This window comes from Cytobacillus sp. BC1816, from assembly GCF_051353635.1.
GTDB lineage: Bacteria > Bacillota > Bacilli > Bacillales > Cytobacillaceae > Cytobacillus > Cytobacillus oceanisediminis_C.
Genome location: NZ_CP195611.1, coordinates 1,824,793 through 1,837,550, shown reverse-complemented (window position 1 = coordinate 1,837,550; position 12,758 = coordinate 1,824,793). Strand labels below are relative to the sequence as shown.

General features: G+C 41.3%; 11 protein-coding genes. All 11 read right to left on the bottom strand.

Annotated features, from left to right (window positions below; translation table 11 throughout):
- Nucleotides 1-10: 10 nt before the first annotated feature.
- Nucleotides 11-1,318, bottom strand: coding sequence for an FADH(2)-oxidizing methylenetetrahydrofolate--tRNA-(uracil(54)-C(5))-methyltransferase TrmFO (trmFO, locus tag ACR42H_RS09630; RefSeq protein WP_436375767.1), 1,308 nt, complete (start codon nt 1,316-1,318; stop codon nt 11-13).
- 243 nt (nt 1,319-1,561) lie between these two features.
- Complete coding sequence (gene topA, locus ACR42H_RS09625; protein WP_113881932.1) at nt 1,562-3,637, bottom strand: type I DNA topoisomerase; 2,076 nt, start codon at nt 3,635-3,637, stop codon at nt 1,562-1,564.
- A 500-nt stretch (nt 3,638-4,137) separates the two neighbouring features.
- On the bottom strand, nt 4,138-5,010 hold the full coding sequence (gene dprA / locus ACR42H_RS09620) for a DNA-processing protein DprA (RefSeq protein ID WP_436375764.1): 873 nt from the start codon (nt 5,008-5,010) through the stop codon (nt 4,138-4,140).
- A 112-nt stretch (nt 5,011-5,122) separates the two neighbouring features.
- Entirely contained in the window at nt 5,123-6,025 is a 903-nt protein-coding gene (gene sucD / locus ACR42H_RS09615; RefSeq protein WP_113881930.1) for a succinate--CoA ligase subunit alpha, read from the bottom strand.
- Nucleotides 6,026-6,157: 132 nt separating this feature from the next.
- The gene (gene sucC, locus ACR42H_RS09610) at nt 6,158-7,318 is read right to left on the bottom strand and encodes an ADP-forming succinate--CoA ligase subunit beta (RefSeq protein WP_113881929.1); all 1,161 of its coding nucleotides are present in this window, start codon (nt 7,316-7,318) and stop codon (nt 6,158-6,160) included.
- Between the two features lie 306 nt (nt 7,319-7,624).
- Nucleotides 7,625-7,921 carry an EscU/YscU/HrcU family type III secretion system export apparatus switch protein gene (locus ACR42H_RS09605; RefSeq protein ID WP_113881928.1) on the bottom strand — a complete coding sequence of 99 codons (297 nt, stop codon included), beginning with the start codon at nt 7,919-7,921 and terminating at the stop codon, nt 7,625-7,627.
- Nucleotides 7,918-9,777: a hypothetical protein gene (locus ACR42H_RS09600; protein ID WP_436375760.1), complete on the bottom strand. Its 1,860-nt coding sequence runs from the start codon at nt 9,775-9,777 to the stop codon at nt 7,918-7,920. Before ACR42H_RS09600 ends, ACR42H_RS09605 begins: the two co-directional genes overlap by 4 nt.
- Nucleotides 9,778-9,792: 15 nt before the next feature.
- Nucleotides 9,793-10,566, bottom strand: coding sequence for a ribonuclease HII (locus tag ACR42H_RS09595; protein ID WP_436375758.1), 774 nt, complete (start codon nt 10,564-10,566; stop codon nt 9,793-9,795).
- 86 nt (nt 10,567-10,652) lie between these two features.
- Nucleotides 10,653-11,525, bottom strand: a complete 873-nt coding sequence (gene ylqF / locus ACR42H_RS09590) for a ribosome biogenesis GTPase YlqF (protein WP_436375756.1) — start codon at nt 11,523-11,525, stop codon at nt 10,653-10,655.
- A 42-nt stretch (nt 11,526-11,567) separates the two neighbouring features.
- Complete coding sequence (lepB, locus tag ACR42H_RS09585; protein WP_113882147.1) at nt 11,568-12,119, bottom strand: signal peptidase I; 552 nt, start codon at nt 12,117-12,119, stop codon at nt 11,568-11,570.
- Nucleotides 12,120-12,318: 199 nt separating this feature from the next.
- Nucleotides 12,319-12,663 carry a 50S ribosomal protein L19 gene (gene rplS, locus ACR42H_RS09580; protein ID WP_009330779.1) on the bottom strand — a complete coding sequence of 115 codons (345 nt, stop codon included), beginning with the start codon at nt 12,661-12,663 and terminating at the stop codon, nt 12,319-12,321.
- Nucleotides 12,664-12,758 lie beyond the last annotated feature (95 nt).

The window sequence follows — 12,758 nt, the reverse complement described above, 5'->3', positions numbered from 1 at the left end:
GCAACATAATTTACAAATTTTTCACAAAGTTCTGAATTGTTCCTAATGCTCTTTCCGCATGCTTTTCATTTCTTTCTTTTTTCCCTCTGATTTTTTCAGGAAGTTCAGGAAACAAACCAAAATTAGCGTTCATAGGCTGGAAACTTTTCGGGTTAGCGGTAGTAATATAACGCGCCATGCTTCCAATCGCAGTCTCATGAGGAAACTCTAAAGGATCTTCTCCTTTAACAAGCCTGGCAGCATTGATTCCTGCCACAAGTCCGCTGGCCGCAGATTCCACATAACCTTCAACCCCTGTCATTTGCCCTGCAAAGAACAAATCATCCCGGTTCTTGAATTGATATGTTGCGCGCAGAACTTTTGGAGAGTTGATAAATGTATTCCGGTGCATAACGCCATACCTTACTATTTCAGCATTTTCGAGACCAGGAATCAAGCGGATTACTTCTTTTTGCGGCCCCCATTTCAAATGTGTCTGGAAACCTACAATATTATAAAGAGTTCCGGCAGCATCATCCTGTCGAAGCTGAACAACTGCATATGGCCTTTTTCCTGTTTTCGGATCTTCTAAACCTACCGGCTTCATCGGGCCAAAAAGCATTGTTTTCTTTCCCCTGTTTGCCATCACCTCTATTGGCATGCAGCCCTCGAAAAAGATTTCCTTTTCAAATTCCTTTAATGGAACTGTTTCTGCGGAGGTAAGAGCCTCATAAAAACGGTCAAATTCTTCTTCTGTCATTGGGCAATTCAAATATGCCGCTTCTCCCTTATCATACCGTGATTTCAAATAAACTTTATTCATATCGATTGAGTCTTTTTCTAGAATTGGAGCAGCCGCATCGTAAAAATATAAATAATCTTCTCCGGACAGCTCTTTTAATTTTCCGGATAGGGCTTCACTTGTCAACGGTCCTGTAGCGATTACAGTTGGCCCTTCCGGAATATCTGTCACTTCTTCATGTATTACCGTTACATTCGGATGGTTTTTGACTTGTTCCGTTACACGAGCCGCAAAATCATGCCGGTCAACTGCCAATGCTCCCCCAGCAGGAACGGCACTGCTGTCAGCTGAATGGATGATAACAGAATTCAGCTTCCGCATTTCTTCTTTTAATACACCGACTGCATTCGTTAAAGTATTTGCACGCAGAGAGTTGCTGCAGACAAGTTCGGCAAATTTATCTGTGTGATGGGCAGGAGTCTGCCTTACTGGCCTCATTTCGTAGAGCTTTACTCTTATTCCCCTGCTGGCCAGCTGCCATGCAGCCTCACTGCCTGCTAATCCCGCTCCTATTACATTTACTGCTGTATCTTTCATAAAATGAACCTCCATATATACTTATGATGACGATGTCATGATTAATTTAGATTTTTTAAAAACAGTCCCTCTTACTTTACCCTGTTCTTATTCATTCTGCCATTTTACAATACGTTTTAAAAATAAAAAAGTTTCATGAACGATTTGAAGCTGATATTCTTTGAAACAAACGAAGGAAACCTTGCTGGAAGTATTCTGGATGCACATCCCTCAATAGAAAAGAGTGAGCATTTAAGCCCACCCTTAACTTTGCTTTTCTTCCTTATAGTCGCATTCAACACACTGAACCTGGACACCTTTTTTGAGTTTTTTCTCAACTAAAAGGTTATCGCATTTAGGACAGCTTCTTGGCAGCGGTTTATCCCATGAAATAAAGTCACATTCAGGAAATCTGTCACAGCCGTAGAAGATCCGGCGTTTTTTGCTTTTTCTTTCTATTATATTTCCTTCTTTGCACTTCGGACACTTCACACCAATATCCTTTACAATCGGTTTGGTATTGCGGCAGTCAGGGAAATTGCTGCATGCCATGAATTTTCCATAGCGCCCCATCTTGAACACCATTGGATTTCCGCATTGCTCACAATCTTCACCTGCAGGTTCATCCTTAATTTCTACTTCCTGCATTTCTTTTTCCGCTATCTCAAGATTCTTTTCAAAATCTTTATAGAATTCATCAATGATCTGTACCCAATTGACCTTGCCTTCTTCAACATAGTCCAGGTCTTTTTCCATCTTTGCTGTAAACTCGATATCAAGGATTTCAGGGAAGAATTCCATGATTAGTTCAAGAACAATTTCCCCCAGTTCAGTCGGAATAAAACGTTTGTTGTCTAGCGCAACATAACCCCGTTTTTGAATTGTGTCAAGAGTCGGAGCAAAAGTGGATGGCCGTCCAATCCCCTGTTCTTCAAGTGTTTTTACGAGCCTCGCCTCAGTATACCTTGGAGGGGGCTGAGTGAAGTGCTGTTTGGGTTCGATGTCTTTTTTAAGGACTTCATCCCCTTCCTTCAGGTCTGGGAGCATATTATCTTTTTCCTCTGACTGATCATCTGTGCCTTCAACATAGACTTTCATAAATCCAGGGAACTTCACTTTTGACCCTGTTGCCCTGAAGATCACTTCACCATTCTTTAAATCCACACTCATTGTATCCATAACAGCTGGTGCCATTTGGCTTGCAACAAAGCGTTCCCAAATGAGCCTGTATAATCGAAGCTGATCACGCGACAAGAATTCTTTTAAACTTGCAGGCGACCTTAATGTGCTTGTCGGGCGGATGGCCTCATGGGCATCCTGGGCGTTGCTGTTTTTCTTTTCTTTTTTCTTTTCACCCTGCAGGAATTCTTTCCCGTAAGAGTTTTGAATATAATCTGCTGCTTCATTTTGCGCAATTTCAGAAATGCGTGTTGAATCAGTTCTCATATAAGTAATTAAACCAACAGTTCCTTCTTTGCCTAGATCAATTCCCTCATAAAGCTGCTGTGCAAGCATCATGGTTTTCTTGGCACGGAAATTTAATTTCCGTGCAGCTTCCTGCTGAAGTGATGACGTTGTAAAAGGGGCGGCAGGATTCCGCTTTCTTTCCTTCTTGGTAACCGACGCCACCTTAAATTTATTGCCCTTCATTTTACTTAATATATTTTGAACATCGCTTTCAGACTTCAATTCCACTTTTTCATTTTCCAGCCCGTAAAAAGCTGCATCGAAGGCTGTTTTGCCTTTTAGGAACTCACCGTCAATGGACCAGTACTCTTCTGGTATAAAGTCCTTAATTTCCTTTTCACGGTCGATGATCAGACGGACTGCAACAGACTGTACCCTGCCCGCACTTAATCCTTTTTTTACTTTCTTCCATAATAACGGGCTGATATTATAACCGACTAACCGGTCCAGCATCCGTCTTGCCTGCTGGGCATCAACAAGATCCATGTTGATTGGCCTTGGATGCTTAAAGGATTCTTTAATGGCGTCTTTCGTAATTTCATTAAAAACAACACGGCAGTCTGAAGTAACATCCATGTCCAGGCTATGTGCCAGATGCCAGGCAATTGCTTCCCCTTCTCTGTCGGGGTCAGCCGCGAGGTAAATTTTCTTGGCTTTTTTGGCCGCTGACTTAAGTTCCTTTAAAACCGGGCCCTTTCCACGAATGGTTATGTATTTTGGTTCAAAATTATTTTCCACATCTATGCCCATTTGGCTTTTAGGAAGATCCCTGACATGTCCCATGGAAGCTTTCACTTTATATTTTTTTCCTAAATAACGCTCAATCGTTTTTGCCTTTGCAGGTGACTCAACGATTACAAGAAACTCTGACATCAATAGTCCTCCTTGAGAGGGATTTTTAAACATTCAGGCAAAATCAATCTTGAAATGCGGGATTTTTTATACTGCTAAACTTGCCTGCTTACATTTATCAATAACGTATATTAAATAGCCTCAATTGAATATTTACATTTTGTGGAGCGGCTTAAATGTCTCTTTTAGCATAATTGAAGTATTATAATTTATTCTTTGTCAGCTTGCTGGTATCATCAGCTTTACTGCTTTCGTATTGAAATATTCATTATTATTCTACATTCTATTCAAGTTTGTCAAACTTAAGCGGAATATTTCCGCAACCGTTTCCAAGAAAAAACACAAAAATGAATAAAGAAGCAGACTGTTTCTTTCCATAATACCTGTTGCAAAATGTATAACAGTTTTAATAGAATTTCAACCTTTTTGTAAAAAATCCTTTAAATTAACATATTTAAAATGAGCCGATGTAAGAAAAAGGATCACTAAATCAAAGCAAGGCTCCTATTTCATTTTCCTGATTAGTAAAGGAATTCTTCTAAGATCTCCTCAGCTGATTTTACCAATTTAGCACCTTGCTGTATTAATTCATTGGTTCCCCCAGAAAACGGGCTAAATATATTTCCGGGAACTGCAAAGACATCTCTTCCTTCTTGAACCGCATAATTTGCTGTAATAAGGGAGCCGCTTTTGCTTTTTGCCTGGATTATCAGTGTGCCTCTGCTAATGCCGCTGATGATCCGGTTTCTCATTGGAAACTGCCATCTTGAGGGTCTGGTGTCCGGCGGATATTCAGAAATAACCAGCTGATTTTTCATCATTTCATATGCCAGCTTTTGATTAGCCTGAGGATAAATATGGAACAGTCCTCCGGCTATGACACCAATTGTTCTCCCTTTATTTTTGATTGCTTCCTTATGCGCAATGGCATCAATGCCAGCAGCCAGCCCGCTTACAATAATTACCCCTTTTTCAATAAGCTTGGGAAACATGTATTGAATGGCTTTTTCTCCATACTCTGATGCCTGCCTGGAACCGACAACGGCCAGGTGAGTTCCGCTATTCAGAAGACTGATATCACCTTTCGCATAGATTATCCATGGCGGCTGGTACGTTTCTTTTAATAGACTCGGATATTCCTTATCAAAAATTGTTATGGTTTTAATGCCATTTTGTGAATATTGGCGTATTTGTTCCTGGATTTGATCCGAATGAAGATCTTGGAGTACTGAAAGAGAATCTTGGGAGGTGAATATACGGGGTATTATTCGACTTTGTGTATGATTATACATACATTTTAATTGGGGATCTTTCTTAAGAATATTATAGATCATTTTCCAGTTCATTCCTCTGCAATGATGGAGATGGGTGAGCCTCATATTAAATTCATTCATAGGTGGCCTCCTGTTTTTTTATAAAGCGGGGTACGTGCGGGGATAAACGGATTTGGCAATGCAGAAATAGCCCCTCAAACAGAGGGACTACTCTTAAGTTATTTAAATAAGATTAATGAGTTTTACACTGATCAAAAAGGCCTTTTTCTTTTAAAACCTTTATCAGGGTTTCACCCATTACGGATGGAGTGTCTGCTACTTGAATACCGCATTCATTCATAACACGGATTTTTTCATCAGCCGTTCCTTTGCCTCCTGAAATAATTGCGCCGGCATGGCCCATACGTTTTCCTGGAGGGGCAGTGCGTCCGCCGATGAAGCCTACAACAGGCTTAGTCATGTTTGCTTTAACCCACTCTGCAGCTTCTTCTTCAGCTGTTCCGCCGATTTCACCAATCATGATTACTGCATAAGTTTCTGGATCTTCATTAAATGCTTTTAATACATCAATGAAGTTTGTTCCGTTAACCGGGTCTCCGCCGATTCCAACAGCAGTAGACTGGCCGATTCCGGCCTGTGACAGCTGATGTACCGCTTCATAAGTCAGTGTTCCAGAACGGGAAACAACCCCAACATGACCTTTAGTATGGATATATCCAGGCATAATGCCGATCTTACACTCATCTGGAGTAATAACACCAGGGCAGTTAGGACCTACAAGGCGAGTCTTCTTGCCTTCCATATAACGCTTAACTTTTACCATATCCAATACTGGAATATGCTCAGTGATACAAATGGCAAGATCCAATTCTGCGTCTACCGCCTCAAGAATAGCATCTGCAGCAAATGGAGCTGGAACATAGATAACGGAGGCATTGGCACCTGTAGCCTTAACTGCTTCCTCCACAGTATTGAAGACAGGAACACCTTCTACTTCAGTACCTCCTTTACCAGGAGTTACACCGCCGACAATTTGCGTTCCGTATTCTAGCATTTGCTTAGTATGAAAAAGGGCTGTTGAACCAGTAATCCCTTGAACTATAACTTTTGTATCTTTATTAATAAATACGCTCACGTTAATTCTCCTTTCTTGTCTAAAGAGTGCCATTCTGTACTCAAAGGTCATAAGCAAAAGCCCTTTCAGCCAACACGCCTTTCGGATTCCGCTAATTGCCTTAGACACTGAACGGCCGCTCAATTTTGATTCTTAGCCTACTAAAGAAACGATTTTTTGTGCGCCGTCAGCCATTGATTCAGCCGCAATGATATCGATATCGGATTCAGCAAGGATCTTCTTGCCCAATTCAACATTTGTACCTTCCAGACGTACAACTAAAGGTACAGTCAAGCCTACTTGCTTCGCTGCTTCCACTACGCCAGTGGCAATGACGTCGCACTTCATGATTCCGCCAAAGATATTAACAAAAATACCTTTTACATTTTTATCAGAAAGGATGATTTTGAAAGCTTCAGTAACCTTCTCAGCAGTTGCACCGCCGCCAACATCAAGGAAATTGGCCGGGTCTCCGCCATAGTGTTTGACGATATCCATAGTAGCCATCGCCAATCCTGCACCGTTAACCATGCAGCCGATATTTCCATCAAGGGAAATATAGCTCAGGTCATATTTGGATGCTTCGATTTCCTTTGCATCCTCTTCTTCAAGGTCACGAAGAGCCATGATGTCCTTTTGACGGTAAAGAGCATTTGAATCAAAGTTCAGCTTTGCATCCAGAGCCATTACCTGGCCGTCACCAGTTACAACCAATGGATTGATTTCAGCGATAGAACAATCCTTTTCAATGTAAGCTCTGTATAAGCCCATCATAAATTTAACAGCTTGTCCGACAAGCTTTGATGGGATATTGATATTAAATGCGATTCTGCGCGCCTGGAATGCTGTTAAACCAAGTACAGGATCGATTTCTTCCTTGAAGATCTTTTCAGGCGTCTGTTCAGCTACCTCTTCGATTTCTGTGCCGCCCTCTTCAGAAGCCATTAAAACAACACGTGATGTTGCGCGGTCCAATACTAAGCCAACATAATATTCCTTCTTAATGTCACAGCCCTCTTCAATCAGTAAACGTTTTACTTCCTTGCCTTCCGGGCCTGTTTGATGTGTAACAAGTGTTTTCCCTAGGATTTCACCTGCATATGTACGAACTTCGTCAAGATTTTTGGCAACTTTTACACCGCCAGCTTTACCGCGTCCTCCGGCGTGGATTTGTGCTTTAACCACACATACCTCAGTGCCAAGTTCTTTAGCAGCTTCAACAGCTTCTTCTACTGTAAATGCCACTTTTCCGTTCGGAACTGCCACCCCGTATTGTCTGAGGACTTCTTTACCTTGATACTCATGTATATTCATTTCCCATCCTCCTATCTAACTCTTTCAAAAAAATAGACTGCGCTTTCATTTTATTAAATGAAAAACCCCTTGTCTACCATTTACTCTAAAATATTATATTTCTTTAAAAATTAAAAATATTAAAAAGTGCCGAAACCCTGTCATAATAGATGTTTTGAACATAATTTATCATAAAAATATTTTTTTAAAATAAAAAAAAACTGCCTTTTCGACAGTTTTCTTTTCTATTAGACTCAAGTAAAATCACGCTGTCATCCCTTCGAATTGATTCGCTGAGAATGAACCATATTGGTTTACCAGAATAGATTATTTTTTATTTTCCCTCATCCCGGCTTTCTGATCAGCCCTGTAGATAAAAGCAAACACCTCAGCAACAGCCTGATATAGTTCTTCCGGTATTCCCTCATTGATGTTAAGCTTGCCAAGAAGCTCCATAAGAGCAGGATCTTCCTGAACCGGAATGTCATGTTCCTTGGCCTTCGCAAGGATATTTTCAGCAACCAGGCCCTTCCCCTTTGCAGATATCCTTGGTGCTCCCTGACCAACAGGATCATAGGTTAGTGCTACCGCTTCTTTCCTTTGTTTATCATGAACTTTTTTCATATCCTTAGATCTACTCCGCTGAATTGATTTGAATGTACAATCGATGTCATTGTATCTCTTGCCATAAGTGAATCTCCTGCTGATTCTGCCTTTTGGAAGGAAACTGAGGACAGCTTATAATTTAATTTTAATAGATTTTCTTTTAATTCAGCGGCAAATGGAGCAGTTAAATCCTTTATTTCTGTGTGCTCATTAATAACTGAAATTTTAATGATTCTGTTTTGAACTTGGAGATCGACAATGGTTTCATTCAGATGCTCTAAATTCAAATAAAATATAACCCGGCAATGGCTGGGATCTATTTTCCCCTCTTTCGTTTTCCGGCCGCTCCATTGCATTGTCAAATCTGAGGTCTTTCCCCATAAGGAAATAGGCAGCTGAAAGATATATTGCTGCAATGGGCCGGATTCCTGTGAGAGCGCCTGAAAGCCGGTTAATTTATGCAGAAGCCGTTCAGCTGCATCTTTAGCTATGTGCGAAGTTTCTTCATTTATAAAGCCCATTAGAAGCGGTTTAAGGGTATCCAGCTTTTCGGAAGCTCCTTCATCGGAATGTTTTAATAAATTCAGGACGTCATATTCATGAGAAAGCCCCAATGTTCTGATTATTCTCTTCAGCTCACTATGAAAATTCCGCTGTTCATATGTAATGTTAGACTCTGTTTGCAGGCTATTTTTCAATTCTTCCAGCATTGTCATTTCCTTCAGATTGAGAGCCGCTGCTGCCAAAGGTTTCTCACCGGCCAGTAATCTCCCCGCCTGAACAGCAGCCTGCTTTATCCCCTGAACATCTGACAATAATTGATCCAGATCATCATTTAATGTGTGGGATAGAGCTGATTTGACAATGTCGTTAAGCAAATTCTTTTCTGCAGGAAAAGAAATCTTGCCATTTCGAATATCATTGAATAAGATTTCCAAAGTTTGAGCTAGTCCACTGCTTTCCGATCTTTGTCCAATAAACCCATTTAGCTTTGCAAAGTTCAATATAAATCGCTGCCTGTTTCCGGAATCGTTTGCTTTCAGAATTTCCGTCAGGACATGACTAATCGGTTTATTTTGGATGCTTCCTTCCATAAGCAGCTTTAAAGCCGCATCCTCGGCCGTTTCACCTGGCATAAGCCCCAATACTTTCAAGAGCTGGAACGCAGTGTGTGAACTTGCCTGGTTTTTTGTATTCAGCCATTCAGAAAACAATCTGAATATCGCCTGCCGGCCCAACTTTTCTCTTGAAGTCTTTGTCAGATCCCGAAGCAGCGAATATATTTGCTGCCCATTGGATGATAAACCACTACCCTTTAACTCCTCCTGCAATTCCCCCATAAGGGATGAAAGAGAGTCCCCATCCAAGACTGAGGATAGCGCTGAAAAAACGTCCTTTGAAAAGGGAAGCTGCCTTATAATCAGCTCTTTTACTGTCCGCAGTCCATCTACAGCTGATCGGCTTTCCTTGATCCATTCAGATGCCATTTTTAGAGTTTCACCTGTAATTGGAAGCTGCTCTTTAAGAAAAAATTGAATAAGCATCTTATTTTCTCTAGATAACTGCATTCCCAGCTGGCTTAAGAGGCTTTCAGCCGGGGCTGCCGAACCTGGTCTGTTTGCAGATTCCATTACCTTTAAGCGCAGCATTCCCTCACCTGGCTCAACTTTAAACCAATATCTGATGTTAGCTGACAAAGGGGTTTCCAGCTGTGCTATCACTTTTTGTGAACCAATTTGCACCTCTGCCGTCTGGTTTGGAAATAGCTTTCCTATTTTACCGCTGACAATCTGCCCAGGTTTAAATGCAGCCGTTTTTAATGCATTGTTCTGGTCATGCCTTATGATTCTTTGGATAATATCAGACGGCTTCATGCCCTCACCTCTTTTCTATTCACTAATAAGATTTTTTATTGGTGCAAAGCTTTTCCGATGATAAGGAGATATTCCATGCAGTGTGAGGGCTTCAAGATGCTCCTTCGTCCCATAGCCCATATTTTTCTCGAATCCATATTGCGGAAACTCTGTACCTATTTCAGCCATCATTCTGTCTCTCGTGACTTTAGCTATGATAGATGCTGCAGCAATCGATATGCTTTTGCCATCTCCCTTAATGATTGCTTCCATTGGGTAAGGAGTTAATAGCTTTACGGCATCTGCAAGCAAGAAGTCCGGTTTTGGGCTCAGCGCTTCAATTGCTGAAAGCATTGCCTTTTTTGTCGCTTCAAATATATTGATGCGGTCGATTTCTTCCGGATCAATGATTCCAACGCTGAATGCTACAGCCTTAGCCTTAATTCTCTCAGAAAATTCTTCTCTTTTGCTCTCCGGCACCTTTTTTGAATCATCTAAACCAGGGAGGAAGAAGTCTTCTGGCAAAATAACTGCTGCAGCCACCACTGGTCCTGCAAGCGGCCCCCTGCCTACTTCATCTATTCCGGCAATAAACTGAAAACCCTGGCTCCTGTACCGAACTTCATACTGACTCATTTCTTTATGCTTTTCATATATCTTTTTTTGCTGCAGATTTCGGGAATGCCATCTTTCTAAAAGCTGCTGTACTCCTTTTCTTTCATCATGTCTTATGAAATGAAGAAATGGGTCATCCTCTAACTTAATTGTTTTGATCTTTTCTTCAATTTGACGAATGGTCAATTTTTCCATATAATACTCCTTTTCAATCTAATGTATGTATCGGCATTTTCGCAAAAAAATAAAGGCCTCCTGTGAACAGAAGGTCTTCATCTAAATTATTCAGCTTCACTCCGAACTCCCATCTCTTCGGGCAGCTCCAAAGTGATTGGTCCCAATTTTTCAGAACGGAATTCTCTGATTACCAGCTCTGTCACCTTATCATAATCAATTTCGCCGCCGCCCATCAGACACCCGCGCAGCCTGCCGATTTTATCAAATACTTCCACAATATCTTCAGGAATTTCATCAAGCTGATATCTCTCATTCAGGCGATCTGGATACCTGAGGCCGAGAAAGCGCAGAGCATACACTGCAACATCCTGAAGATTTAGTATAGTATCTTTTATTGCTCCAGTCAGAGCAAGCTTAAGACCTACTTCCTGATCTTCAAATTTTGGCCATAGGATCCCAGGGGTATCGAGAAGCTCCATCTCTTTCCCTACCTTTATCCATTGCTGGGCTTTTGTAACACCGGGAGTATTTCCTGTCCTGGCTATATTCTTTTTGGCCAGGCGATTGATAAGGGTGGACTTTCCAGCGTTTGGAATACCTACAATCATTGCCCGGATTGCTCTCGGCTTGACACCCTTTGCCTTCATGCGATCGAACTTTTCCTGAAGAATACCCTGAGATGCGGAAACGATTTCCTTCATGCCTTGTCCGGCCTGTGAGTTTATCGCAAGAGCTCTTATACCCTTATCTTCAAAATGTTTGATCCACTTTTTTGTCGCTTCTTTATCAGCCATGTCAGCTTTATTCAATAAAACAAGGCGGGGTTTGTGCTGAATAATTTCATCGATCATCGGATTTCGTGATGAATATGGAATCCTTGCATCAACGAGCTCAAAGATGATATCAACCAGTTTTAATTTTTCTGTAACCTGCCTGCGGGCTTTCGCCATATGGCCGGGAAACCACTGGATCGTCACAGCTGGTCACCTCCATCCAATATGTATTTACAAAGCAAAGAATCAATCAACAATTCGAATGTCCTCTATAGGCCAGTATATTACTCCGGCATCACCCAGTACTTCTTCCATTGCAACAGGGCCAATGTGACGGCTGTCCTTGCTGAAGCGGCGGTTGTCACCCATTACAAATAAGTGGCCTTCAGGCACTGTTTCCTGTCCTATCTTTTCTTTTAAAGTAAACGGCTCCGTCAGCGGCCCATCGATTACCTGCTTTTTATATTCATCCAGGTAAGGCTCTTCATAAGCTTTCCCATTTACATAAAGAGTATCATCTTTGTATTCAATCTTATCTCCAGGAAGACCTATTACCCTTTTGATGTAATCTTTGTTTTCCGGTGCATGGAAAACAATGATATCGAAGCGCTCCGGCTCGCCAATCTTATAACTGAACTTATTAACAATCATTCGATCCTGATCATGCAATGTTGGCATCATGGACAAGCCGTCAACCACAATCGGAGCAAATAAAAAATATCTGATGACTGCCGCTAACAGGACTGCGATTACAAGAGCCTTTGTCCATTCCCACAATTCATTTTTATTTTTTGCCATTAAATCCCCCACCATTCTTCTACCCCATTAATTAATCTGCATGGAAAGTGTTGTCTTTTTTATTTTACAAAAATTCTTCTCAATAAACACGATGGGAACCTTATTTATATATTATTTAACATTTATGTAATATTATTTGCATTCGGCTGTCTCATGAAAGAAAAAGGAGCTTGATTTAACAAGCTCCTTCTTTTCTTTATTATCGAATTTCTTTGATACGAGCTTTTTTACCGCGAAGGTTACGCAGGTAGTAAAGTTTCGCACGGCGGACTTTACCGCGGCGGATAACTTCAAGCTTCGCAATCTTAGGTGTGTGTACAGGGAATGTACGCTCAACGCCTACACCGTAAGAAATCTTACGAACTGTGAAAGTTTCGCTGATTCCACCACCACGACGCTTAATCACAACACCTTCGTATACCTGAACACGCTCACGAGTTCCCTCAACAATACTTACGTGTACACGTACAGTATCACCAGGACGGAAAGACGGAAGATCTGTACGAAGCTGTTCTTTTGTGATTTCTTCAATTAGTTTTTGCATCGTTTTCAACTCCTCTCAGCAGACGCTCTTGCACAACCTATATGTTTGCAGCGGAACATCTTTATCAGACGCAAACTGAACAAGTTCAGCCTAAG

Coding starts and splice junctions, on each gene's coding strand:
- trmFO (WP_436375767.1), bottom strand. CDS start 1,318: ATGAAAGATACAGCAGTAAATGTAATAGGAGCGGGATTAGCAGGCAGT.
- topA (WP_113881932.1), bottom strand. CDS start 3,637: ATGTCAGAGTTTCTTGTAATCGTTGAGTCACCTGCAAAGGCAAAAACG.
- dprA (WP_436375764.1), bottom strand. CDS start 5,010: ATGAATGAATTTAATATGAGGCTCACCCATCTCCATCATTGCAGAGGA.
- sucC (WP_113881929.1), bottom strand. CDS start 7,318: ATGAATATACATGAGTATCAAGGTAAAGAAGTCCTCAGACAATACGGG.
- ACR42H_RS09605 (WP_113881928.1), bottom strand. CDS start 7,921: ATGAAAAAAGTTCATGATAAACAAAGGAAAGAAGCGGTAGCACTAACC.
- ACR42H_RS09600 (WP_436375760.1), bottom strand. CDS start 9,777: ATGAAGCCGTCTGATATTATCCAAAGAATCATAAGGCATGACCAGAAC.
- ACR42H_RS09595 (WP_436375758.1), bottom strand. CDS start 10,566: ATGGAAAAATTGACCATTCGTCAAATTGAAGAAAAGATCAAAACAATT.
- lepB (WP_113882147.1), bottom strand. CDS start 12,119: ATGGCAAAAAATAAAAATGAATTGTGGGAATGGACAAAGGCTCTTGTA.
- rplS (WP_009330779.1), bottom strand. CDS start 12,663: ATGCAAAAACTAATTGAAGAAATCACAAAAGAACAGCTTCGTACAGAT.